Below are 24207 nucleotides of genomic sequence, written 5' to 3' on the forward strand. Positions count from 1 at the left end.
ATTCCCGCCTACCTGGCGGCTGTTGACGAGGGCCGCTTCGAGGACGCCCTCAACATCATCGTCGAGCGCAACGCCCTGCCGTTCATTACCGGCACCATCTGCCCGCATCCCTGCGGCCGTGCCTGCGAGCGTGCGTTCTACGAGCCCGAGGGCGCCCAGATCCGCGCCAGCAAGCTCAAGGCCGCCCGCGAGGCCATGACCGCCGTGCTGCCCAAGCTGCGCACCCAGGCCATCGCCAACGACGGCGAGCGCAACGTTGCCGTTATCGGCGGCGGCCCGGCCGGCCTGGCGACGGCGTTCTTCCTGACGCGCGCCGGCGTGCCTGTCACTATCTTTGAGGCCCGCGATTCGCTCGGCGGCGTGGTCCGTCATGTGATCCCCGAGTTCCGTATCGCCAGCGACGATATCTCCCACGATGCAGAGCTCTGCCTGGCCTTTGGTGCCAAGGTACAACTCAATGCTCGCGTGAAGTCCATCGATGAGCTCAAGGCCCAGGGCTTTACCGACGTGGTCGTGGCCACCGGTGCCTGGATGCCCGGCTCTGCGGGCCTGGGAGAGGGTGCCGAGCTCGACGTGCTGGAGTTCCTCGAGGCCGCCAAGAAGGGCGAGAAGCTCGAGCTGGGCGAGGACGTCGTCGTCATTGGCGCCGGCAACACCGCCATGGATGCGGCCCGCGTGGCCAAGCGCCTGGCTGGTGTGAAGAACGTGCGCCTGGTGTATCGCCGCACCAAGAAGCAGATGCCCGCCGACGAGGAAGAGCTCGATCTTGCTCTTGCCGATGGCGTTGAGTTCTGCGAGCTGCTGGCGCCCAAGGCACTTAACGGCGCCGTGCTGACCTGCGATGTTATGGAGCTTGGCGAGCCAGATGCAAGCGGCCGTCGCAGCCCTGTCGCCACGGGCGAGACCGTTGAGCTTCCCGCCACCACGGTGATCTGCGCCGTGGGCGAGGGCATCGATGCCAGCCTGTACGACGCCGCGGGCGTTGAGCACGACCGTCGCGGCCGCCTTGCCGCCACCTCCACCGGCGTCGAGGGCGTCTGGGCTGCGGGCGACTGCCGTCGCGGTCCTGCCACCGTGGTCGAGGCTATTGCCGACGCCGCCGAGGTCGCCCGTGCCATCGCCGGCGTGGACTTTAACAAGTACGCCGATTGCAACGAGCAGGCTGGCCGCGAGGGCACCTGCTACGAGCGCAAGGGGTCGCTGTGCCGCGACAAGCGCAACTGCACCAAGACCCGCTGCCTGGGCTGCGGCTCGGTGTGCGAGGTCTGCTGCGACGTGTGCCCCAACCGCGCCAACGTGGCCATTAAGGTGCCGGGCCTGGCCAAGCATCAGGTCGTCCACGTCGACGGTATGTGCAACGAGTGCGGCAACTGCGCCGTGTTCTGCCCCTACCAGGAGGGCCGTCCCTACAAGGACAAGCTCACCCTGTTCTGGAGCGAGGAGGACATGGAGAACTCCGAGAACGAGGGCTTCCTGGCCGTGGACGAGGACCACTTTAAGGTCCGCGTCGCCGGCACGGTCCGCACCGTCTCGGTCGATGCCGTCAACACCGGTCTGCCCGAGGCCGTCCGCCTGACCATCAGGGCCGTGCGCGACAACTATTCGTACCTTCTTAAGAAATAGGCGAATCTCTTATGGCCAAATCCATTCAACATCACGTGGCCTACGTTGCCTGCGGAAGCGGCTGTGCTTCCGCAGGCGGCGACGCCCGCTGCAGCGAAGGCTGCATTGGCTGTGGCGCCTGCGTTACGGCCTGCCCCCACGGTGCCATCGCGCTGGTCGACGGCGTCGCCCGCGTGGACCGCTCCAAGTGCACGGGCTGTGGCCTGTGCGGCATGGCGTGCCCGCAGCGCGTGATTGCCTTCGTTCCCGGCTACCAGAACATCCTGGTGCGCTGCAACAACACCGATAAGGGCGCCATTGCGCGCAAGATCTGCGACACCAGCTGCATCGGTTGCGGCATGTGCGCCAAAAAGTGCCCTGCCGGCGCTATCCGCATCGAGGACAACTGCGCCCATATCGACGGCACGGACTGCCTGTCGTGCGGCATGTGCGCCGTCGTCTGCCCGCATGGCGCCATCCACGACCGCACCGGTATCGCCGCCGGCGTGTAGAAGGGAATCACCATGGCACAGGAATTCACTTTTACCGTTAACGGCGTCGAGCACACGACGACCCAAAACAAACCGCTGCTGCGCTATCTGCGCGACGACCTGCACATTCACTCCGCCAAGGACGGCTGCTCCGAGGGCGCCTGCGGCACCTGCACCATCCATGTGGACGGTGCGGCCGTCAAGGCGTGCGTGCTGACCACCGCCCTTGCCGCCGGCCGCGACATCGTGACTGTCGAGGGCCTGCCCGAGAACGTGCGCGAGGCGTTTGTGTACGCCTTTGGCGCCGTGGGCGCCGTGCAGTGCGGCTTTTGTATCCCCGGTATGGTCATGGCGGGTGCAGCGCTCATCGCCGAGGACCCCGAGCCCACCGAGGAGCAGATCAAGTACGCCATCCGCGGCAATGTCTGCCGTTGCACCGGCTACAAGAAGATTATCGAGGGCATTGCGCTGGCCGCTGCGGTGCTCCGCGGCGAAAAGCAGATCGACGAGGACTTGGAGCGCGGCGATGACTACGGCGTGGGCAAGCGCGCCTTCCGCATCGACGTGCGCAAGAAGGTGCTCGGCGAGGGCAAGTACCCCGACGACATCGACGAGATCGACCAGCCGGGCCTGACCTATGCCAGCACCGTGCGCTCCAAGTATCCGCGCGCCCGTGTGCTCTCCATCGATACCTCCAAGGCCGAGGCCCTGCCCGGTGTGGTGGGCATCCTGCGCGCCGAGGACGTGCCGGTCAACCAGGTCGGCCACCTTATCCAGGACTGGGACGTCATGATCGCCCAGGGCGATATCACCCGCTGCGTGGGTGACGCCATCGTGCTGGTGGTTGCCGAGGACGAGGCGACGCTCGAGAAGGCCAAGAAGCTCGTAAAGATTGATTACGAGCCGCTGGAGCCCGTGCGCAACATCGCCGAGGCCAGGTCTGCCGACGCCCCGCGCCTGCACGACAGCTTCTTTGCCTTTGGCAACACGGTGGAGCTCAAGGACAACGTGTGCCAGAGCCGCCATGTGACGCGCGGCGACGCCGCCAAGGCGCTGGCGGAGAGCGCATTCACCGTGACGCAGCGCTTTACTACGCCCTTTACCGAGCATGCCTTCTTGGAGCCCGAGTGCGCCGTTGCCTTCCCGTACAAGAATGGCGTCAAGGTGCAGTCGACCGACCAGGGCGCCTACGACACGCGCAAAGAGTGTGCCCACATGTTTGGCTGGGATGGCGAACCCGAGCGTGTGGTCGTCGAGACTATGCTCGTGGGCGGCGGTTTTGGCGGCAAGGAGGACGTGTCCATCCAGCACTTGGCTGCGCTCGCTGCCTATAAGTTCCAGCGTCCTGTGAAGTGCAAGCTCACGCGCGCCGAGTCGCTCGCTTTCCATCCCAAGCGCCACGCCATGGACGGCACCTTTACACTGGGCTGCGACGCCGAGGGCAACTTTACCGGCCTGGATTGCGAGATCAACTTTGACACCGGCGCCTACGCGTCGCTGTGCGGCCCGGTGCTCGAGCGCGCCTGCACGCATGCCGTCGGCCCCTACAAGTACCAGAACACCGACATTCGCGGCTTTGGCTACTACACCAACAACCCGCCCGCCGGTGCGTACCGCGGCTTTGGCGTCTGCCAGTCCGAGTTTGCGCTCGAGAGCCTGATCGACCTGTTGGCAGAGAAGGTCGGCCTGGATCCGTGGGAGATTCGCTACCGCAACGCCATCGAGCCGGGCGAGGTTCTGCCCAACGGCCAGATTGCCGATTGCTCCACGGCGCTTAAAGAGACGCTGCTCGAGGTCAAGGATGCCTACTACGCGCATCCCGGACACGCCGGTATCGCCTGCGCCATGAAGAACGCCGGCGTGGGCGTGGGCCTGCCCGATGCCGGCCGCTGCAAGATCCGCGTCGAGAACGGCGTGGCCGTGGTCTACGCCGCCACGTCCGACATCGGCCAGGGCTGCAACACGGTCTTTTTGCAGGACGTTGCCGAGGCCTGCGGTCTGCCGCTGAGCTGCATTGCCAATGGCGAGTGCTCTACCGAGAACGCTCCCGACTCCGGCACCACGTCTGGCTCGCGTCAGACGGTCGTGACCGGCGAGGCCGTGCGCGGTGCCGCCTTCCTGCTGCGCGATGCCATGCTTGACATCGAGGCCGGCAAGTCTGCGCCCGCCGCTCCCGTGAATGCGCATGGCGACGGCGTCAAGATTGAGTACGACGACGGTCGCGCCTATCAGCTGCGCACGCAGGAGCTCGTCGCCGGCCAGGGCATGCATCCTCAGGATCCCGCGACCGCCATCAAGGCGCTCGAGGGATGCGAGTTTGGCTACGTGTATCTGGAGCCGACCGACAAGCTGGGTGCCGACGTGCCCAACCCCAAGAGCCACATCTGCTACGGTTTTGCCACGCATGTGGTCATTCTGGATGATGACGGCCGCGTGAGCGAGGTCTATGCCGCGCACGATTCCGGCAAGGTGGTCAACCCCATCTCCATCCAGGGTCAGATCGAAGGCGGCGTGCTCATGGGTATGGGCTATGCGCTTACCGAGGACTGGCCGCTCAAGGACTGCGTGCCCCAGGCAAGGTACGGTACGCTCGGGCTGTTCCGTGCGCCCGAGATCCCGAATATCCACGCCATCTACGTGGAGAAGGACGAGCTGTTGCCCGTGGCATACGGCGGCAAGGGCATCGGCGAGATCGCAACGATCCCCACGGCGCCCGCCGTGCAGAACGCCTACCGCGCGTTCGACGGCAAGCTGCGTCCGGATCTGCCCATGGTGGATACGCCCTACAGCCGCGCCCGCAACCGCGGGTAGGGTAGGGCGCGGACGGCCATTGCTGACGAGCTGTTCGCGCTCAACATCAACTACATACGCTGCGCCTTTGGCCCCGGCTCCATCGCGAGCCGGGGCCCTTTGTTTGGAGTGGAAACTGCATCCCAGAATTGGCGCTCAGAACGGGACACGCTTTCCGGTAGAGCCTCTGGCGGAAACAGCGTCCCGGAATCATGCCTCAGAGTGGGATGCGCTTTCCGTTAACCGCTCACTTGGAAAGCGCATCCCAGTTTGAGTGTTTATTCCGGGATGCGGTTTCCGTTGAAGGACTCAACCGGAAAGCCTGTCCAGCTCTGAGACGGGATTCCGGGACACGCTTTCCGCCAGGCCCGCCATCCGGAAAGTGCATCCCGTTTTGAGCGTCCAGGCTGGGACGCGCTTTCCGTTGGCGTGGCCGTTGGGAAAACGCGGCCCAGATAGGGGGAATGCGATTCGGCGATGCTTGGCCTAGCAGCTCCTACAGGTCCACCTCGTTGAGCCATGTCGGCAGCGCGGTCTGCCGGATGCCTGCCGTCTGCAGCTTTTTGGCGAGCATTCCTGTCGAGCGGACCTCGTTCATGGTAAAGCGCAGCAGAGGGTGGCCGTAGAGCGATAGGTGCGCCTCGCGCTGTCGTTCGGCAACGAGCGCCTCGGCGGTGGTGCGTCCGGCCAGCATGGTCTGGTCGGTATATTTGATGAGCCCGTCGAGCTCGCCCAGCGTGAGTTCCCGCGCCTGGCGCTCCCAGGCAAAGTCCGTTCGTATGGGCTTGGCCGAATCGAAGGGGTCCGTCAGCTCGTATTGAAGCCAGTCGGGCGCAAAGCCCGTCTCGATCATGACGGCTCGGGCGACCGATTCCCCGCCGCTCTCGGCGCGGGCGTCGGCATATCGAAGCGTTGTGAGGGCGGTGCGAATCGCACGACCATTGCGGGCAGTCGCTCGTTGCTCAACGGCCTCCATCAGCTGTTCCCGCGCAAGGCCGAGCTTTGAGATCGCCGAATCGGCAATGGGCATGCCGTCGGCAAAACCAGTTTGCAGCAGGCAATCTGTGGCCGTTTTGATGGGCGGCGTTACCGATATGCCGGCTCTGCGTATTGCTCCGGCCGGCTCAATCTGGTTTCGCTGAATATGTGCGCCCGGACGAGCCGACGGCTTTGTCGAGCTGCAAACATGCACGACGTTCAGGTGTCGCCACGAGACCTCGAGCCCCAGCAGGCAAGCTGCCGAAAACGAGCAGAACGTCCAATCGGGGTGGATGATCGCAAGGGCGCGGAGGATTTCGCAATGGCGTTGCGCTCGGTTGAGTTCATCCCAGCGCGTTTTTCGCGCAAACAACCCCGGCATGGGCGAGACAACCGTGCCGCCGGTGCGCCGAAGGAGCGCTTTTCGGATCGCCGTGCTCGGGGGAATCAGACAGCGCCCCTCTTGTTCGGCTTGAGTGAGCAGTTGGTCGATGAGCTGGTCATTGCAATGGGTCATGAGCTACCGCCTCCTTTTGGGTAGCAAAAACGTATCAGCTGGAACTTGCCGCTCAGCTGACCAAAAGCTGACCAAAATCTAACCATGCAGGTAGATGGCCTGGTTTTGACGCCATTTTTTGAAGCCGAATCGGCGGGCGGTAATCGGCACCCGTGAACGGTAGCTAGATATGAAGCCTTGGTAAGTTTAGGGACGTTTACTTTTCCGAAAAAGAGCAATCTATCTGCTGTTTTGTGTTTCTGGATCGCATATTTGAAGGCATGTGATAAGGGCTGTGGATCGTTGCATTGTATCTGCGGAAGCTGTGTCCCGGAATTGCCACTCGGAATGGGACGCGCTTTCCGGAACAGCCCTCAACCGGAAACTGTGTCCCAGATTTCGGCCCCAGAGTGGGACGCGCTTTCCCGATGGGCCTCAAATGGAAACTGCATCCCAGAATGAGCGCTCAGAGCGGGACGCACTTTCCGGATGACATGCTTGGCGGAAACTACGGCCCAGTTTTTGGCTCCAGAACGGGATACATTTTCCGGAACGGTCCACGTGCGGTGGTATACCGCCCCTTTTGCGTGCGTCGCTTGTCGAATTACGTTATAGCTAGCTATATTATAGGACGGTATAATATAGCTAGCTATAACGTGAAGGAAGGATGGCCCTATGTTTATCGGAAGAACGGCGGAAATGTCCGAGCTCAATCGACTGTATGGCACGGGCTCCTTTGAGATGCCCGTAATCTACGGCCGCCGTCGCGTGGGTAAAACGCGTCTTATCACAGAGTTTATCCAAGGCAAGAAGGCTATTTACTTTCAAGCTCGTCGTACCAATGCAGAGGCAAACCTGCACGGCTTTAGCCAGGCGATACTTGCGGGTTCGGTTGGTGCTACAGGCGTGTCGTTTCGTAGCTTTGACGAGGCGTTTGATGCGTTGGCCACCATGGCTCGCACGGAACGTTTGGTTGTCGTGATTGACGAGTATCCCTATCTCGCCCAATCGAATCCCGAGATCAGCTCGTTGCTGCAAGACAAGATCGATCACCTGTACAAAGAGACCAAGCTCATGCTTATCCTGTGCGGGTCGTCGCTTTCGTTTATGGAAGAGCAGGTGTTGGGCTACGAGAGTCCACTATACGGTAGGCGTACGGCCCAGTTTAAGATCATGCCGCTCGATTTTACGACGACCCTCGGCCTGTGGCATGGCATGGGTCGCGAAGACGCTGCGGTTTGCTATGGCATGACGGGTGGCATTCCTGCATATATCGAGAAAGTCGATCCTGCCGCACCGCCCAAGGACAACATCAAACGTCTTTTTCTTACTCCTACGGGCTATCTCTTTGAGGAGCCGAGTAACCTGCTATTGCAGGAGTGCCGCAATCCCGAGCAATATGATGCGAGCGTGCAAGCAATTGCTCAGGGGCGCTCGAAGATCTCGGAGATTGCGAGCTCTACGGGAATCCCTGCGAGCAACGTAAAGAGCTATGTGGATAAGCTGGCGTCGCTTGGGATTGTCGAGCGCGAGCTGCCCCTAAACGAGACGAGCAATAAGCGAGCCGTGTATCTGCTGAGCGACCAGATGTTTAGGTTCTGGTACAAGTTTGTTCCGCAGAACATTGGGCTGATTCAAAACGATATGGCCGAGATGGCGTATGAGCGCATTGAGCCACACGTATCGGATTACATGGGTACGGTCTTTGAGCTTATATGCAGACAATACGTGTACGAACTCGCGCGGGCGGGCCAGCTCGATGTGGTTCCGGCGAGCGTTGGGCGCTGGTGGGGGACGGATAATCGCACGCATACGCAGGAAGAAATCGACTTGATTGTTGACGATGGCGAGGGCACTGCGCTGTTTGCGGAGTGCAAATGGCGCAATGAACCGGTAGGCGAGGATGTTCTGGAAAAGCTCGTGTACCGAAGCGAGCTCTTTAGGCGGCAGCATAAAAGCTACGTGATCTTCTCGAAGCGTGGCTTTACGCAAGGATGTCAGGAAGCTGCGGCGAGCAGGGGAGATGCCAAGCTGATTTCGTTTGCCGAGATGTGCGAGCGGAGATAACCAAGCGCGCTCTGATGTGATGCTCGGAATGGGATGCGCTTTCCTTTTGCAACCCTTGGCGGAAAGCGTGTCCCAGATTTCGGCTTCAGAATGGGATGCCGTTTCCGGATCGGCCCTCAGGCGGAAACTACGACCCGGAATTTGGCTCCAAAACGGGATGCGCTTTCCCGGTGGCATCTCTAGCGGAAACTGCATCCAGGAATGAGCTCTCGGAACGGGACACGCTTTCCCATCGGGGCTTCAAACGGAAACCGTGTTCCGGAATTGAGCCTCAGGGTGGGACGCATTTTCCGGTAGAGGCCTGGGACGGAAGGCGTGTCCCAGAATCCGGCTAATCCGATGGCCAGGTGGTTGAGCGAGCGGGCTCCGGGGCTCCATTACTGAAAATTCATTTGTTAAACCTGGCAACCGTAGGTAGAATAAAGTCGACGGCAGCCCAAGGGTGATAGCTGGGCAGCGCCGTTACTTAGTTCAAGGGGTCAATGCCTTAACGGCGTCGACCCCTCTTCTTTTGCTTCGTACGCTGCTTAAGTGCCTCGGAAAGTCCGATAAGCGCCGTGAGGAGCGAGACCAAAGCGGTCAGGAGCTTCACGAAATCAATCAGATCGGTCATGGGCATCACCTCCCGTCGCATGGAGGGCGCTGCCCGGCACATGGAACTGCCGTCAACAACTGCCATTCTATCAAAGCGCGGTCATAAATACGAATATATGTTCGATAATAACAGCAACGTGATTCCCTCGAATAGCAGCCTTTCGTAAGGGCGGCAGAAGACGGCGCTGGGCGATTGGGGCTAGACGCGCAGGTCTTCGTCACCGAAAGCCCGTTTGATTAACCAGCCCTCTGTAGGTACACTGCATATTGATGGGCCCGGGATGACCTCTGATTCAAGTCACCGGGCCTCAATCTTTTTCATGCATTTGAATAGAGCGGGCGACTCTCTTGGGGCCGTCTGCATGGCGTGTGCTTGGCGCATGGTATTGCGCCCCGCTTTCATGTCCGCGCGGGCGCCTATCCTTACGGCAATGTAGCCGCCTATGTAGCAAGCGGCAGTTGACGGAGAAAGGCCATGACCGTGTCAGCTGAAAAGACGCCGGGTATCTCGGCTATCGACACGACGAACTTTGCGCGCCAGATTGTGCTGGACTTTGAGTTTGCGCCGGTGCCAAAGCAGCGCCAGCGCCGTGGACTGCGCAATGAGATTATCGAGGTCGGCGCCGTCAAGCTCGATTACCACGGCAACGTTATGGGCGAGTTCTCGCAGTTTGTGCAGACGGAATTTACCGAAGGCGTTGCGTTTCCCGTCCGCGAGCTCACAGGTATATCGGCCGTGGACACCGCGATGGCCGACCCGCTCTACATGGTGATCAAAAGGCTCAGCGATTGGATCGGCCGCTACTCCGCCCAGATAGTTTGCTGGAGCGGGACGGACCGTCGACAGCTTATGACCGAGTGCCAGGCAAAGCAAATCGACCTTGCCGCATTTCCTACGGACTGGGCCGATCTGCAGGCGTTTTACACCTCGATCATGGACGTGGGCAGCCACGAGTGCGTCTCTTTGAATGACGCGGCGACGTGGTTTGGCATCGAGTTTGACGAGTCGACGGGTCACGCCCACAGTGCCCTAGCCGACGCGCGCGTGACCGCCAAGTTACTCAAGCAGGTGATGGACGGGGACTATCGCGTGAGTCCGCGTGCTCAGGAGATCCGCCAGCGGTGGAGGATGGGCGATCGAGCCCAGATGCGCCTTTCCAACAAGTGTCCCGAGCTGGGCGACCTGCTGCTGAAGCTGAAGGCGGAGGGGAGGTAGGCGGGGCTCCGGGAATGACCTCTGACTCAAGTCAACGGGGCTCATTTTGCTTTCTTTGGAGCTTTCTCACGGGGCTGACTTTACTTCGTCTCATTTAGTATAAAGCGGCTGCTAGATTGCATAGTGATGATAAAATTAATCAACTCAACATCAATAGCTGTCGCTTTGCGCAATGAGGGGTTCCGAGACGTATGAACGAGTCTGACACACGGCTTAAACTCATTGATCCTGCGATTATGAAGTCGTGGGATCGCAATACCCAAGTCTTCACTGAGTATTTCTTTACCAGTGGCGAGATTGTTGTGCGCGGAAGTATGGTCACCCGTAAAGACAAGAAGAAGGCTGACTACCTTCTGATGTATGCTCCGGGCATCCCTATCGCAATCGTCGAGGCTAAGGATACGGAGCACACCGTTGATGCCGGTCTCCAACAGGGGATGGGATATGCCCAGCTGCTCGATATTCCGTTTGCGTACAGCTCAAACGGAAAGGGTTTTGTTGAGCACGATTTTCTTACCGGGAAAGAGCGCGCTCTTGCCATGGACGAGTTTCCCACTCCGGCGGAACTTTGGACACGATACTCAAAAGCTAAGGGGCTTGAACATCCGTATAGCCAGGAGATTGTGACCGCTCCGTATTACCAGGAGCACGGCGGCAATCATCCTCGCTACTATCAGTGCATCGCCATCAATCGTACGCTTGAAGCTATTGCGCGAGGTAAGAATCGCATCTTGCTCGTTATGGCAACGGGAACGGGAAAGACTTTTACGGCTTTTCAAATCGTTCATCGCTTGCGACAGACTACCGAGGTTCGTAAGGTTCTCTATCTGGCGGACCGCAATATTCTCGTCGATCAGACCATAGACGGCGATTTCAAGCCTCTCAAGAGGGTTACAACCAAGGTCGTAGGTCGAAAGCTCGATTCTGCTTACGAGGTCTATTTCTCGCTCTACCAACAGCTTGTTGGAGAAAACGGTGAAGAAATATTCCGCGAGTTCGACTCGGAATTCTTCGATTTGATTATCGTCGACGAGTGCCATCGCGGAAGCGCCGCGGCGGACTCCGCATGGCGTAAGGTACTTGAGTATTTCAATTGTGCAATTCAAATCGGTATGACGGCTACGCCAAAGGAGACTGAAGAGGTTTCAAACATTACCTACTTCGGCGAACCTGTCTACACCTACTCCCTTAAACAGGGAATCGAGGATGGCTTTCTCGCCCCGTATAAAGTTATTCGTCCTAAGCTGAACGTCGACATTTACGGATACCGTACTGAGGAAGGCACCATAGATGATCGCGGCGAAGCTCTGCCCAAACGTGTTTTCGAGAAGCAAGACTTCGACAGCGAGATTGTCATCAAAGAGCGCTACGAGGAAGTTGCCAAGCGGATAACTCAATTTCTAAAGGAGACGGATCGTTACTCCAAGACCATAGTCTTTTGCGTTGACATCGAGCATGCCGAAAATATGCGACGTGCCCTTGTAAACGAGAACGCCGATATCGTAAGAGATCACCCCACCTACATCATGAAGATTACGGGTGACGACAGGGAAGGTAAGGCTCAGTTAGATAACTTCATCGACCCCGACGAGAAATACCCGACCATCGTTACGACTTCGAAGCTTCTCACCACTGGTGTTAATTGCAAGACGTGTAAGGTAGTCGTGCTCGACAACAAGTTCGGTGAGCACGGAATGACGGAGTTCAAGCAGATTATCGGCCGCGGAACCCGTATCTGTGAGGACTACGACAAACTCTATTTCACCATCCTCGATTTTCGTGACGCATCGCGTTTGTTTGCAGATCCCGAGTTTGATGGCGAACCTGTTGTTGTGTTTGAGCCTAATCCGGGTGACCCCATTGCGGATCCGGGTCCCGGCGGCAATGGCGGCAGTCCCGTTCCGCCTCCGTCTCCGATCGTAGACCCACCCGTATTGCCGCCGGACGATCCGTCCTCCCATGTGAAATATCACGTTCATGGGGCCGACGTCTATGTAGTGTCGGAGATGGTGCAGTATTACTCCTCCGATGGCCTTCTTGTAACTGAGAGCCTTAAGGACTATACGCGAAAAAACATTCTCGGCGAATACGACACTCTTGACCACTTCCTAGCGGCGTGGAACTCTGAACATAAGAAACAAGCGATTATCGATGAGCTGCGCGCGCGTGGCGTATTCCTGGATGAGCTGCGGCTCGAGACTGGACAGGAGCAAATGAGCGACTTTGACCTCATTTGCCACATTGCTTACGACCAGAGACCTCTTACGCGCAGCGAGAGAGCCAATAGTGTCAAGAAAAAGGGCGTGCTCTATGAGTATGCCGGCGTCGCGCGTGAGGTCCTTGAAGCGCTTCTCGACAAATATGCGACGTCGAACCTCGTAGACTTGGACGACACCCACGTCCTCGACCTCGAGGAATTCCGTCGGTTTGGCAGCCCAATGAAGATCGTCGCCGCATTCGGCGGCAAACAACAGTACATTCAGGCAGCGCAGATGCTCGAGGACGAGCTCTACATCGCATAGAGAAAGGTAACGATAGCAAATGGCACTGGGATCTCTCGTAAAGACCCTGCAGAACATCATGCGCAAAGACGCCGGCATCAATGGCGATGCGCAGCGCATTGAGCAGATGACTTGGCTTTTCTTCCTCAAGATTTACGATGCCAAGGAGCAGGAGTGGGAGTTTCACGATGACTCCTATCAGTCCATCATCCCCGAGCGCCTGCGCTGGTATAGCTGGGCGCACGATGCGAAAGACGGCAAGGCGCTTACTGGCGATGAGCTTCTCGACTTTGTGAACAATGATCTATTCAAGACTTTTGAGAGTCTTGAGCTTGCACCTGATGCGCCTTTGCGACACGTCGTCGTCAAGGCTGCTTTTACTGACGCCAACAACTACATGAAGGATGGGATTCTACTTCGTCAAGTCATCAACGAGATTGACGAGTCGGTTGATTTTACCGAGTACAAAGAGCGCCACGCCTTCGGTGAAATTTACGAGACCATCCTGAAAGACTTACAGTCCGCGGGTAATGCCGGCGAGTTTTACACGCCCCGAGCGGTGACTGACTTTATGGCCCAGGCACTTGCGCCCAAGCTCGGCGAGACTGTGGCTGACTTCGCGTGTGGCACGGGCGGCTTTTTGACGAGCGCCCTCAAGATTCTCGACTCCCAGGTTCAGACTCCAGCCGATCGTGAACTCTATGCAAGATCGGTCTACGGCATCGAGAAGAAGCAGCTCCCTTACCTGCTGTGCGTGACCAACATGCTGTTGCACGATATCGATAATCCTGAAGTCTTTCACGATAACTCTCTCGAGAAGGATGTTCGCGAGTGGAAGCACAAGCCTGACGGCCAGTTTGACGTCGTACTTATGAACCCGCCCTATGGCGGGTCCGAGAGTGCATCGGTGCAAAACAACTTCCCTGTTGCACTCCGTAGCTCCGAGACCGCAGATCTATTCCTTGGACTCATTCTTTATCGTCTTAAGCGAGGCGGCCGCGCTGCTGTTATCATTCCGGATGGTTTTCTCTTTGGCCAGGATAGTGCAAAGACGGAGATCAAGCGTCGCCTGCTTGAGGACATGAACTTGCATACTGTCTTGCGCCTTCCACAGAGTGTTTTCGCTCCGTACACGAGCATCACTACTAACGTTCTGTTCTTCGATAATACGGGGGCCTCTGAGGGCGTTTGGTTCTATCGCATGGACATGCCCGAGGGGTATAAACACTTCTCTAAGACCAAGCCCATTAGGATCGAACATTTTGCACCTGTAAAGGAATGGTGGGAGAACCGTCGGGATATCGAGGAAGACGGCAATCCCAAGGCCAAGTACTATACGGTTGACGAGTTGCGAGACGGCGGTTTTAACTTTGACGTGTGCGGCTATCCTCACGAGGAAGAGGAGATCTTACCGCCTGACGAACTGATCAGGAACTACAAAGAAGAGCGCGCTAAGCTCGATGCCGAGATTGACCAGAAGCTTGCTCGTATTTGCGAGATTCTTGGGATTGAGGCGTAGATGAAGGCAAAAGACCTGAAGAACTCAATCCTGCAAATGGCGATTGAGGGAAAGCTCGTTCCACAAGACCCGAGTGATGAGCCTGCAAGCGTCCTGCTTGAGCGTATTCGTGAAGAGAAGCATAAGCTTATTGCTGAGGGTAAGGCTAAATTCCCGAAGGGCGGGGAGAGCATTATCTATATCGGTTCCGATGGCTCCCCCTATGAGAAGCACGTGGACACTAAGGGATGCGTTCTGAGCGACAAGTGCATCGCGGACGAGGTTCCGTTTGGGATTCCGGAAAGCTGGGCCTGGGCGAGATTTAGTGAAGTCATTGGAATTGCAGCGCGTTTGGTCGACCCGTTGAAATATCAGGACTTTCCTCATATCGCGCCTGACAACATCCAAAAAGGCACCGGAAAGCTCTTGTTCTGTCATAGTGTTAAGGCCGACGAGGTTAAGAGCGCCAATCACCTGTTCTCTGCAGGACAGATTCTCTATTCGAAGATTCGTCCAGCTCTTCGAAAGGCGGTTATCGCCCCTTTTGATGGGCTGTGTAGTGCGGATATGTATCCGCTCAACACCAAGCTGCAACCTGAATATGTCCTCACGGTTCTCCTCAGCAATTTCTTCACTGAGGAGACGCTTAAGGGTGATACGCGTGTCAAAATGCCAAAGACTAATCAGAAGTCATTGAACGTCATTCTGGTCCCAGTTCCGCCTCTCGCCGAGCAGCGCCGCATCGTCGAGCGGGTGAACGAGCTCATGCCCCTGGTCGAGGAGTACGGTGAGCTCGAGGACGCCCGCGAGGAGCTCGACGCCGCGCTGCCCGGCCGCCTGCGCAAGTCGGTGCTGCAGCTGGCGGTTCAGGGAGGGCTCGTGCCGCAGGACCCCGCAGACGAGCCCGCCGGCGTTCTGCTGGAGCGCATCCGCGGGCAGCGCCGGCAGCTCGTGGCCGAGGGGGAGATGAAGGCCCCGAAGGGCGGTGAGTCGATCATCTTCGCCGGTTCCGATGGCCGCCGCTATGAGAAGAGGGTGGACGCCAGGGGCCGCGAGTCCGAGCCCGTCTGCATCGAGGACGAGATCCCGTTCGAGATACCCGAGAGCTGGGAGTGGGCGAGGCTCGAGAGCGTCACCACTTACATCCAGAGGGGCAAGTCGCCGAAGTATTCGACCGTCGAGAAATACCCCGTGATCGCCCAAAAGTGCAACCAATGGAGCGGATTCTCCGTGGAAAAGGCGAGGTTCATCGACCCAGCCACCGTATCCAAGTACGCGGATGAGCGGATTCTGAAGGATGGTGACCTTCTCTGGAACTCGACCGGCCTCGGCACGTTGGGCAGGATGGCGGTCTATGACTCGGCGAAAAACAGATACGGCTGGGCCGTCGCCGACAGCCACGTGACGGTGATCAGGACGCGGGAAGATTGGCTTGATCACCGGTTTGCCTTCGCCTATTTCGCGGGGCCGTCAGTCCAGTCTGAAATTGAAGACCAGGCAAGCGGCAGCACGAAGCAGAAAGAGCTTGCGCAGGAGACGGTCAGAAACTACCTAATCCCAGTTCCGCCCCTCGCCGAGCAGCGTCGCATCGTTTATGAAGTTGACTGGCTTTTCAAAATACTTGTCTAACTGTTTTCATGACCTCGTCGAAAGGAAGATGTCATGAGAATGTTTGTACAATACTTGCAGGAAAAGGGTTATGCGGAAAACACTGTTGATTCTTATTCCTTTGCAATATGCCAGCTTATCGATAAAACTCAGTCTCTAACAAACCAGTCACTTCTTGCGCACAAAGAGTGGCTGGTTTCTTCATTCGCTCCGAAAACGGTTAACAACCGCATCGGCGCAATTAACACCTACCTTGATTTCATCGCTTTCGATGGAATCCGACTCAAAGGAGTGCGAATTCAACAGAAGCCGTTTCTCGACAATGTCATCAGCAATGAACAATACATGCAGTTAATCAGCGGCCTGAAGCAAGACGGTGATTGGTTTTGGTATTTCATCGTTCGCTTTCTTGGTTGTACGGGTGCGAGAGTAAGTGAGTTAAGACAGTTCAAAGTAGAACACGTTACCGCTGGATATATGGACATTGTTTCAAAAGGCCAGAAGCTCAGGAGAATTTGGATACCTGACTCTTTGCGTGAAGAAAGTCTTACATGGAAAGCCAAGCCAATGAATGGCCTTCTATTTCCAGGCAAAAACGACAACGCGATTACTTCGCGCGGCATATCCGTAGGGTTGAAGCGTGCCGCACTGCGCTATGGCGTCGACCAAGACGTCGTATACCCGCATTCATTTCGGCACTTGTTCGCAAAAAACTTTATCAACCGCAACCCAGATATTTCACTGCTTGCTGATCTTATGGGACACGAAAGCATTGAGACAACGCGAATCTATCTGCGGCGCACTGCCGATGAACAGCGCGCCGCGGTTGATGAAGCAGTCAATTGGTAAGAGCAAATACTTCGGTGACTCTAGAAACAATTCGTTTCTGCTCGCTGGCCGGGGGAACAGGAACTAGAGCGCGATACAGCCTGTTGTCATTGATTGCCGGATAGGCAACCCCCTTCGCGTTCTCATTGGCATTTGCATAAGAGTCAAAGCTAGGAGAAACCAAAAAGTAGAGAAGAAAACTAGGAAGGAATCCGTCAAGACATGAAAGGACAGCAAACCCAGTACTTGCGATGGGCTTAATATTAAAATCCTTATCTACGATACAGGCATTATGCAAATAAGGGCGGACGGTCGCATAGAGCACATCATTCTTTGCGACTAGCTTTCTTGCTCGTGAGGGCGCGTCAGCTGCATTTATAACAGTTTCTTGTCCGAGCTTTTGGTTCACATTGTCAATCGACGAGATGTCGATATAGGCAAAACGCGCCTCAGGCCTCTTCTGCCCGCGATTCAAGACAAGAGACCCTAAACGACGCCACTCCCAGCTCTCGGGTATCTCGAACGGGATCTCGTCCTCGATGCAGACGGGCACGGACTCGCGGCCCTTGGCGTCCACTCTCTTCTCATAGCGGCGGCCATCGGAACCGGCGAAGATGATCGACTCGCCGCCCTTCGGGGCCTTCATCTTCTTCTCGGCGACGAGCTTTCGGCGCTGCCCGCGGATGCGCTCAAGCAGGGTACTCGCGGGCTCGTCTGCGGGGTCCTGGGGCACCAGCCCGCCCTGCACCGCCAGCTGCAGCACGGATTTGCGCAGGCGGCCGGGCAGCGCGGCGTCGAGCGCCTCGCGGGCGTTCTCGACCCTGCCGTACTCCTCGACCAGGGGTATGAGCTCGTTCACGCGCTCGACGATGCGGCGCTGCTCGGCGAGAGGCGGGAGGGGGAGAAGCCAGCTCGACAACGTTTGCGCGGGAAGGTGCTTGATTGTGGTTCCGGTAAAGCAACTATCCCATATATGCGATTGCACTATAAAGCAAATATACAGCTCGCAGTAAGTATTGAGCAGCAGCCTTTTGCTGCAGCGAATCCTGTGAAGCGCCTTTTGATAATGCATCGTCTCGTTCGATGTCCAGATTGCGCATCTCCCCGGTACGCCGCCTTCGCAGACGATTAGGTCACCATCAGAGAGCGCATACTTAGCACGATCCGTTTCGCCCATGGGCATGGTCTTCACATTGGCGAGGTCGAATCTGCCCCATTGAACATTGGCATTTCCAAGGTATGGCGCGAGATCACCTTGGTTTTTCTGTTTGTCAAGCATCTTGCCCAGCTGGATAGAGGCGACGTTCGATAGCTTTGTCCAGCACCACCCCTCGGGCAGTTCCTCAAACGGCACTTCGTTCGCGATGCACTTGTCGCTAGTCACGCGACCCTTGGCATCTACCCTCTTCTCATAGGGGGAGCCATCGGAACCGATCAGACGTTCAATTGTGTTCGCAACAAGCATTGTAAAATCTAGTGATATGAGCATCCCGGTTGCTTCTGCGCTTCGATGCTCTCGTCTTTAGCGCCCTCCGTTCGGTGGAGGACTGACGGTAGGTGACGTAAAACAAGAAAAGGGAGCAAACGCAAATGAAAGCAACCGAGGCAAATCTACTCGACCTTATGGGCGTGGCGAAGATGCAGTTCGTCATTCCCGTGTACCAGCGAGTTTACTCGTGGAGTGTAAAAGAGTGCGAGGTGCTTTGGGATGACGTCATGCGAGCGGGTCGTGATGGCGTATCGCACTTCGTGGGGTCAATGCTTTATATCCCCGAGTCCGAGAGCTCTGCCACGAGCATTTCGCGCGTGCTTCTGATTGACGGACAGCAGCGCATGACGACGTTTTCGTTGATGATTGCAGCTTTGGCTGACTATTTGGAGAGCAACCCCGACAAGGCTGGCTTCCTTGGCGACCTCAAAATCTCGGCGCTGAGGAAAAATTACCTCTTTAACGATGACGACTACAACGGTCTGGCACGCTACAAGCTGGTGCTCTCGCAGGACGATAAAGAGACGCTGTTCTCCATCGTGTCTGGGGCTCCCGTGCCAGATGAAAAATCGGATCGCATTGTCGAGAACCATGCGTTCTTCCGCGAAAAGATGCACGGGAAATCATTCGACCCTGCAAGGCTTTGGGCGGGGCTAAACCGCGTGCAGGTCATCGACACTAAGCTCACCGCTGGCGTTGATAATGCCCAGCTCATATTTGAGTCCATGAACTCCAAGGGCAAGCCGCTCACGCCCATTGACCTCATCCGTAACTACGTTCTAATGTCGCTTCCCAACGACGAACAGACCAAGCTTTATGAGGGTTATTGGCATCCACTCGAGTGCTTGTTCGGAAAAGGCGGCGAGGACGAGTTCAATGCATTTATCTGGTACTGGCTGTGGCTTAAAGTTCCCAATAGGATGCCGAAGGAGAACGAGGCCTACTACGAGTTTAAGCGCTATTTCGCCGACGACTACGATGGTGACACCGAGGGCCTGCTTAAGGAGCTGCGCGGGTATGCACATAGATACGCCAGTCTGTTCCTTGGTAAGGAGAAGGACGACGGACTGCGCCGAGTGTTCGGCAGAATCGTAAGCCTCGACGTGAAGCAGATAAGGCCCCTCTTAATGTTGCTTTATTCGGTTTACGAGGGGAATGGACTTAACCGCAATGCGTTTTTACGTATCTGCGAGACTATCGAGTCGTTTCTGTTCAGGCGAGCGGTTTGCGGCAGACTTACCACGGGCCTAAATAATTTCTTTGCCAGCATGTATCGCAATCTCGAGCAGCAGGACGATATCGAGGAGTACGTTACGGCGATGCTCCTTATCCACAGCAGCGGTATGACCGCATACTTTCCGACAGACGAGCATTTTGTCGAGGAGTTTAAGACGCGTGACTGCTACAACCGCTTCTCTAAAAAGCGCTATTACCTGGAGCGCATGGAGAACTGGCACCACCCGAAGGAGTCCATCTCAGCCGACGATTACCAGATCGAGCACATCATGCCCCAGACGATCGATGATGAGCACGGCTGGAAGGAATCGCTTGGTGAGAACTGGGAAGACGTCCACGACAGGCTGTGCAACAACTTGGGAAATCTTACGCTGACGGGCTACAACCAGGAGTACTCAAACCGGTCGTTCTCGGACAAGCTCAATCTGCCTGACGTCGGATTTAAGTGCAGCCCGCTCTACCTAAACAAATCGATTGTCTCGCATGAAAAATGGGGTGAGGAAGAGATTGGGCAGCGCGCGGACGAGCTGGCGAAAGAAGCGTGCGAGATATGGAAGTATCCCGACCTTCCGGCAGACGTCGTCGACAAGTACCGTCCTTCTCGTGGGGAGTCTGACGAGGCTCCTGTCTGGACTCTGCAGGAGAACCACCCCACTTTTGCCGAAGGTGGGCTCAATCAGAAGCTTTTCGATGAGGTGCGCGAGTCCGTTCTGAGTGGTAACCCTTCGTGGGAGTCCTACATAGCTAAGTACTATGTAGGCTTCAGGTCGGGCAAGCGAAAACTGCATGCCGTGCTAGAAGGCAGGACCAGCAACGGTGGTTGGATTGCCGTTGGCTTGGCAAAGAGTGTGGATGATCTAACGGATCCAGAGGACATGTGCCAGGACAAGCGTACGCAGGGTGGATTTGGCCCGGGCTTACCCACTTACGTTGCGCTTCGGAATGCCGATGACATTCCTGCGGTGCTCGATCTCATAAAGCAGTGCTAGGTTGAAGGCCGGGAATCTAGTTCCCGGCCCTTGCCAGCTCAAAATCATCGATGGCTCGTCCGCCCGTCTACACCCTTACGATCCTGCGGGCCGCACTCAGCAGCTCGTACTCCCTCTGGCTCCACTGGTACAGCTCGGTTGCGCGTACGGCGTCGCGGCACAGGTCCAGAAACACCTCGGCGCCCTCGCAGAAGCACTCGCGGGCAAAGGCGCCGGATCCGTCTGCAACGCACGCGCCGTCGGCAAAGAGCTTCCAGCTGGACGGCTCGCGCGAGTCGTCTCCGAGCAGCTTGATCTGCAGAACATGTGGGCCGCCAGCGGCACATGGCCCTTCTTCCAACGCCTGCACCGTAAAGCGCATCTGGAGGGACAGAGTATAAAATCCGGAAAAGTGTCGAAATAGGCACCTTAAAACTTCGGAAAAGTGTAGCTGGATGACAAAACAGCACTTAGAAGCTGGTGCTGAATGCGGGATCCTGCGGCTGCCTTCAGCCCTCGCTACTCGTCGTCTCCGTCGTTGGGGTCGCCCTTGAGGGTGTTGATGTCCAGGTACTGGTTATCGTCCTCTTTTTGCTGGGTTTCCGACTCCGCTTGGGTGGGGCCGCGGAACAGCTGGAATCCCTCAAACGCAATGACACCGAGCAGGGCAATGATAATGGCGATAAAGGCAACCTTGACTGCCTGCGGAAATTCTGAGAAACGCAGCGCCTTTTCCTCGGCGTAATAATCGGCGAAGCGCTCTTCGCCCGTGCTTTTGGTATACGCCGGCGCGGACGCGGCCTCCGGGTCATATTCCGGTGCGGGCGTGGCAGCGTACGGATCGTTGAGATAATCGCTCGATGCGGTGCCATAATTCTCGGTCTCGATGCGACCGTTGCCAGCATAGCCATCGGAATAATCGGAATATGCCGCACCGCCCTCATAGTCCGCGGCGCTCGTGTTGGCGGCAAAAAGCGGGTTAACTGGAACGTCGAGCGCCGGCATGCCGGTAGAGGTCTCATCCAGATCGGCTGCAGCCCAGGAATCGTAGGCAACCTGATGGAAAACGGGCTCATCGAGCCTTGCGACCGGAGGCTTGCGTGCCGCAGGAACAGGCAACTGCTGGGCGCTGTACATAACGGTGCTGTCGGCCGATTTGCCCTGCGTCGCTGCAGCGAGAAATGCCGCCGTCTCGGACGGGTCGCTTGCGGGGCGGGGAGCGGGCGTGGGCGCCGAAGTGGGTGCGGGCGTAGGCGCGGGCGTCGAAACAGGCGACTGCGCAGGAGTCGGCGCAGATGCGGGCTTAGGCGCAAGTGCGGGATTGGGACTTGACGGGCGAGCCCCGCCGCCCATGAGTTCGTCGGCGGTCCACGGGCGATCATCCATCACGTCGTCAAGGCTCAGCGAAAACAGGTCGTCTTCACCCTCATCGAACATGCGGTGCACATGTCCACCAATTGCCGGAATCAATCCGCGACCGGTGCATGATGCCTTGCTCAACGCCATTCTGTTCCATCCTTTCGAAATACTAATGACATCGATTATATGGAACTTCCCAAGCGGCTCGGTCTTGGATTCGTGCTTTCCAGAACTCGCGCCCAAAAGGGGAGGGGCAATCCAGGCGAGTGCCTACTTGTCGCCGGCCGCCGCCTTGGCCTCATTGAGGTAGCTATAGAAGCTGTACTTGGAGATGCCAAAGAACTCGCAGGCGCGCTCGCTCGACTTGGAAATGAGGAAGGCGCCGCGACGGTCGAGGTAGCCAATGGCGCGGATGCGCTCATCTTTGGTCATGAGTGCCGCGGGCTTGCCCACAAACTGTTCGCACTCGCGCAGCAGGTCCTCGAGCAGGTCGCCGATGTTTTTGGTGATGGGCTCGGGCTCGGTGTATCCCTTGTCGCCCGTGCCGGTGAGCGCGTCGAGCGAGCGCTCAAAAGCCTTCATGAGCGTAATGTCAAAGTTAATGCCCAAAATGCCGACGGGCTTGCCCTCGTCGTTGCGGATAAAGATGGTCGAGGACTTGAGCAGCTTGCCATCGGCGGTTTTGGTGAGGTATGGCTCGCGGTCGTGCACGTCGGCGGTGCCCTCGTGCATGGACTCAAGCACAATATGGCTGGGGCCGTCACCCAGTTTGCGCCCGCTGACGTGGCCGTTTTCGATCACTACGATGGAGTGGTCCACGTCCTCGGTCTCCAAGTCGTGGACGACGACTTCGCAGTTGGGGCCAAATTGGAGCGCCAGGCCGTGTGCAAGGCGCTTATAAAACTCAATCTGTGCGGGGGTCATAGGTGCCTTCCTAAAAATTAGTTTGGGCTCACTTTGCCATAAACCCCACTTGTTCGCAAATAACGAAAGCGTCGCTGCGTTATGTAACCGTTCGTCGGCGAAAAGGTACCGATTACGGCAACAAACAATTTGTTAGGTTTTCCAATCAAAAAGTGTGATAGAACAGTGCTAACAAACTTTTTGTTTGGCATCCACATAAAAGTTCAGTCGCATGAATGGGAATGGGCTGAAACGCGTATGCGGGGGCCGACAAGAGAGAACTTAAGGAGTTCACCGTATGGCCGATAAGATCCAGTGGGCGGGCAACACGATGCCCAAGAGCGATGACAAGCACTTGGGAATCATGAGCCTTGACCACGTGAAGAAGGCCCGTGCCTTCCACCAGTCGTTCCCCCAGTACACCGTCACTCCGCTTGCCCGCCTGGATGGCCAGGCCGCGCGCCTGGGCCTGTCCAACCTGTGCGTTAAGGACGAGAGCTATCGCTTTGGCCTCAACGCCTTTAAGGTTCTGGGCGGTTCGTTTGCCATGGCCAACTACATTGCCGACGAGACTGGCAAGGACGTTGCCGAGTGCACCTTCGATTACCTGACCTCCGATCAGCTTGCCAAGGACTTTGGCCAGGCTACCTTCTTTACCGCCACCGACGGCAACCATGGCCGCGGTGTGGCATGGGCTGCCAACAAGCTGGGCCAGAAGGCCGTCGTGCACATGCCCAAGGGTTCCACCAAGCCCCGCTTCGATAACATCGCTGCCGAGGGCGCCACGGTGACCATCGAAGAGGTCAACTACGACGAGTGCGTGCGCATGGCCGCCGCCGAGGCCGATGCCTGCGAGCGCGGCGTCATCGTTCAGGACACCGCCTGGGAGGGCTACGAGAAGATTCCGTCCTGGATCATGGAGGGCTACGGCACCATGGCTTCCGAGGCTGCCGAGCAGCTGCGTGAGATGGCCATCAACCGCCCGACGCACGTCTTTGTCCAGGCTGGTGTAGGCTCGCTCGCCGGCGCCGTGGTGGGCTACTTCACCAACCTGTATCCCGATAACCCGCCCACCTTTGTCGTGGTCGAGTGCGCGCCTGCCGCCTGTCTGTACAAGGGCGCTGCCGCCGGCGACGGCGATCCGCGCATCGTGGACGGCGACATGCCCTCCATCATGGCCGGCCTGTGCTGCGGCGAGCCCAACATCCTGGGCTGGGATATCCTGCGCAACCATACCACCGCTTTCGTGTCCTGCCCCGACTGGGTTACTGCTCGCGGCATGCGCACCCTGGGTGCTCCAGAGAAGGGTGACCCGCGCGTCATCTCCGGCGAGTCCGGCGCTGTGACCACCGGCCTGGTCGAGACCCTCATGCTCGATCCCGAGTACGCCGAGCTCAAAGAGCTCATCGGCCTGGATAAGACGAGCTCCGTGCTCTGCTTCTCCACCGAGGGCGACACCGATCCGGATCAGTACCGTCGCATCGTCTGGGAGGGCGAATACCCCACTTGCTAATACTGGGTGGAGTAAATAGGTATCGCTCCGCCACCTCACAGGTAGATTCCTTCGTTTGAAAGGTTATGAA

At 57.6% G+C, this 24207-nt stretch carries 17 protein-coding genes; 11 read left to right on the forward strand and 6 right to left on the reverse strand.

Annotated features, from left to right (window positions below; all coding sequences use genetic code 11):
• The 3 genes from ABHR75_RS03245 to xdh all read left to right on the forward strand — a co-directional run.
• Positions 1 to 1623 (forward strand): FAD-dependent oxidoreductase (locus ABHR75_RS03245; protein WP_346963618.1); only part of this gene is annotated, 1623 nt, incomplete at its 5' end.
• Positions 1624 to 1634: 11 nt separating this feature from the next.
• Positions 1635 to 2114, forward strand: a complete 480-nt coding sequence (locus ABHR75_RS03250; protein WP_271731709.1) for a 4Fe-4S binding protein — start codon at positions 1635 to 1637, stop codon at positions 2112 to 2114.
• Positions 2115 to 2126: 12 nt separating this feature from the next.
• Positions 2127 to 4904, forward strand: a complete 2778-nt coding sequence (gene xdh / locus ABHR75_RS03255; protein ID WP_346963619.1) for a selenium-dependent xanthine dehydrogenase — start codon at positions 2127 to 2129, stop codon at positions 4902 to 4904.
• A 475-nt stretch (positions 4905 to 5379) separates the two neighbouring features.
• Here xdh and ABHR75_RS03260 read toward each other — a convergent pair whose 3' ends face one another.
• Complete coding sequence (locus ABHR75_RS03260) at positions 5380 to 6378, reverse strand: hypothetical protein (RefSeq protein ID WP_346963620.1); 999 nt, start codon at positions 6376 to 6378, stop codon at positions 5380 to 5382.
• A gap of 654 nt (positions 6379 to 7032) precedes the next feature.
• On the opposite strand from ABHR75_RS03260, the gene ABHR75_RS03265 reads away from it, so the two are divergent.
• Positions 7033 to 8424 carry an ATP-binding protein gene (locus tag ABHR75_RS03265; protein ID WP_346963621.1) on the forward strand — a complete coding sequence of 464 codons (1392 nt, stop codon included), beginning with the start codon at positions 7033 to 7035 and terminating at the stop codon, positions 8422 to 8424.
• 487 nt (positions 8425 to 8911) lie between these two features.
• Here ABHR75_RS03265 and ABHR75_RS03270 read toward each other — a convergent pair whose 3' ends face one another.
• Positions 8912 to 9037 (reverse strand): hypothetical protein, encoded by a 126-nt coding sequence (locus tag ABHR75_RS03270; RefSeq protein ID WP_255412934.1) that lies wholly within the window; start codon positions 9035 to 9037, stop codon positions 8912 to 8914.
• Positions 9038 to 9493: 456 nt separating this feature from the next.
• Between ABHR75_RS03270 and ABHR75_RS03275 the strand changes: the two genes are divergently transcribed.
• From ABHR75_RS03275 to ABHR75_RS03295, 5 genes are all read left to right on the forward strand, one after another.
• Positions 9494 to 10234: a 3'-5' exonuclease gene (locus tag ABHR75_RS03275; RefSeq protein WP_204987216.1), complete on the forward strand. Its 741-nt coding sequence runs from the start codon at positions 9494 to 9496 to the stop codon at positions 10232 to 10234.
• Between the two features lie 191 nt (positions 10235 to 10425).
• On the forward strand, positions 10426 to 12756 hold the full coding sequence (gene hsdR / locus ABHR75_RS03280; RefSeq protein ID WP_138113050.1) for an EcoAI/FtnUII family type I restriction enzme subunit R: 2331 nt from the start codon (positions 10426 to 10428) through the stop codon (positions 12754 to 12756).
• Positions 12757 to 12775: 19 nt separating this feature from the next.
• Positions 12776 to 14254 (forward strand): class I SAM-dependent DNA methyltransferase, encoded by a 1479-nt coding sequence (locus ABHR75_RS03285; RefSeq protein ID WP_346963622.1) that lies wholly within the window; start codon positions 12776 to 12778, stop codon positions 14252 to 14254.
• Positions 14255 to 15862: a restriction endonuclease subunit S gene (locus ABHR75_RS03290; protein WP_346963623.1), complete on the forward strand. Its 1608-nt coding sequence runs from the start codon at positions 14255 to 14257 to the stop codon at positions 15860 to 15862. It begins immediately after the preceding gene.
• 33 nt (positions 15863 to 15895) lie between these two features.
• Positions 15896 to 16690: a tyrosine-type recombinase/integrase gene (locus ABHR75_RS03295; protein ID WP_006235246.1), complete on the forward strand. Its 795-nt coding sequence runs from the start codon at positions 15896 to 15898 to the stop codon at positions 16688 to 16690.
• On the opposite strand, the gene ABHR75_RS03300 is transcribed toward ABHR75_RS03295, so the two are convergent.
• Positions 16680 to 18134, reverse strand: a complete 1455-nt coding sequence (locus ABHR75_RS03300; RefSeq protein WP_346963624.1) for a restriction endonuclease subunit S — start codon at positions 18132 to 18134, stop codon at positions 16680 to 16682. The genes ABHR75_RS03295 and ABHR75_RS03300 overlap by 11 nt on opposite strands.
• Before the next feature lie 125 nt (positions 18135 to 18259).
• Between ABHR75_RS03300 and ABHR75_RS03305 the strand changes: the two genes are divergently transcribed.
• On the forward strand, positions 18260 to 20383 hold the full coding sequence (locus ABHR75_RS03305) for a GmrSD restriction endonuclease domain-containing protein (RefSeq protein ID WP_346963625.1): 2124 nt from the start codon (positions 18260 to 18262) through the stop codon (positions 20381 to 20383).
• A gap of 67 nt (positions 20384 to 20450) precedes the next feature.
• On the opposite strand, the gene ABHR75_RS03310 is transcribed toward ABHR75_RS03305, so the two are convergent.
• From ABHR75_RS03310 to ABHR75_RS03320, 3 genes are all read right to left on the reverse strand, one after another.
• Positions 20451 to 20723 carry a hypothetical protein gene (locus tag ABHR75_RS03310; RefSeq protein ID WP_346963626.1) on the reverse strand — a complete coding sequence of 91 codons (273 nt, stop codon included), beginning with the start codon at positions 20721 to 20723 and terminating at the stop codon, positions 20451 to 20453.
• A 158-nt stretch (positions 20724 to 20881) separates the two neighbouring features.
• Entirely contained in the window at positions 20882 to 21868 is a 987-nt protein-coding gene (locus ABHR75_RS03315; protein ID WP_346963627.1) for a hypothetical protein, read from the reverse strand.
• Between the two features lie 123 nt (positions 21869 to 21991).
• Positions 21992 to 22645: a helix-turn-helix transcriptional regulator gene (locus ABHR75_RS03320; protein WP_346963628.1), complete on the reverse strand. Its 654-nt coding sequence runs from the start codon at positions 22643 to 22645 to the stop codon at positions 21992 to 21994.
• Between the two features lie 277 nt (positions 22646 to 22922).
• Between ABHR75_RS03320 and dpaL the strand changes: the two genes are divergently transcribed.
• On the forward strand, positions 22923 to 24137 hold the full coding sequence (dpaL, locus tag ABHR75_RS03325; protein ID WP_055252227.1) for a diaminopropionate ammonia-lyase: 1215 nt from the start codon (positions 22923 to 22925) through the stop codon (positions 24135 to 24137).
• The last annotated feature ends 70 nt before the right edge of the window (positions 24138 to 24207 follow it).

Source organism: Collinsella aerofaciens (assembly GCF_039752955.1).
GTDB classification, from domain to species: Bacteria; Actinomycetota; Coriobacteriia; order Coriobacteriales; family Coriobacteriaceae; genus Collinsella; species Collinsella aerofaciens_BI.

Excerpts from the sequence above, each read along its gene's own strand:
- ABHR75_RS03250 (WP_271731709.1), top strand. The coding sequence starts at position 1,635 with ATGGCCAAATCCATTCAACATCACGTGGCCTACGTTGCCTGCGGAAGC.
- xdh (WP_346963619.1), top strand. The coding sequence starts at position 2,127 with ATGGCACAGGAATTCACTTTTACCGTTAACGGCGTCGAGCACACGACG.
- ABHR75_RS03260 (WP_346963620.1), bottom strand. The coding sequence starts at position 6,378 with ATGACCCATTGCAATGACCAGCTCATCGACCAACTGCTCACTCAAGCC.
- ABHR75_RS03265 (WP_346963621.1), top strand. The coding sequence starts at position 7,033 with ATGTTTATCGGAAGAACGGCGGAAATGTCCGAGCTCAATCGACTGTAT.
- ABHR75_RS03270 (WP_255412934.1), bottom strand. The coding sequence starts at position 9,037 with ATGACCGATCTGATTGATTTCGTGAAGCTCCTGACCGCTTTGGTCTCG.
- ABHR75_RS03275 (WP_204987216.1), top strand. The coding sequence starts at position 9,494 with ATGACCGTGTCAGCTGAAAAGACGCCGGGTATCTCGGCTATCGACACG.
- hsdR (WP_138113050.1), top strand. The coding sequence starts at position 10,426 with ATGAACGAGTCTGACACACGGCTTAAACTCATTGATCCTGCGATTATG.
- ABHR75_RS03285 (WP_346963622.1), top strand. The coding sequence starts at position 12,776 with ATGGCACTGGGATCTCTCGTAAAGACCCTGCAGAACATCATGCGCAAA.
- ABHR75_RS03290 (WP_346963623.1), top strand. The coding sequence starts at position 14,255 with ATGAAGGCAAAAGACCTGAAGAACTCAATCCTGCAAATGGCGATTGAG.
- ABHR75_RS03295 (WP_006235246.1), top strand. The coding sequence starts at position 15,896 with ATGAGAATGTTTGTACAATACTTGCAGGAAAAGGGTTATGCGGAAAAC.
- ABHR75_RS03300 (WP_346963624.1), bottom strand. The coding sequence starts at position 18,134 with ATGCTTGTTGCGAACACAATTGAACGTCTGATCGGTTCCGATGGCTCC.
- ABHR75_RS03305 (WP_346963625.1), top strand. The coding sequence starts at position 18,260 with ATGAAAGCAACCGAGGCAAATCTACTCGACCTTATGGGCGTGGCGAAG.
- ABHR75_RS03315 (WP_346963627.1), bottom strand. The coding sequence starts at position 21,868 with ATGGCGTTGAGCAAGGCATCATGCACCGGTCGCGGATTGATTCCGGCA.
- ABHR75_RS03320 (WP_346963628.1), bottom strand. The coding sequence starts at position 22,645 with ATGACCCCCGCACAGATTGAGTTTTATAAGCGCCTTGCACACGGCCTG.
- dpaL (WP_055252227.1), top strand. The coding sequence starts at position 22,923 with ATGGCCGATAAGATCCAGTGGGCGGGCAACACGATGCCCAAGAGCGAT.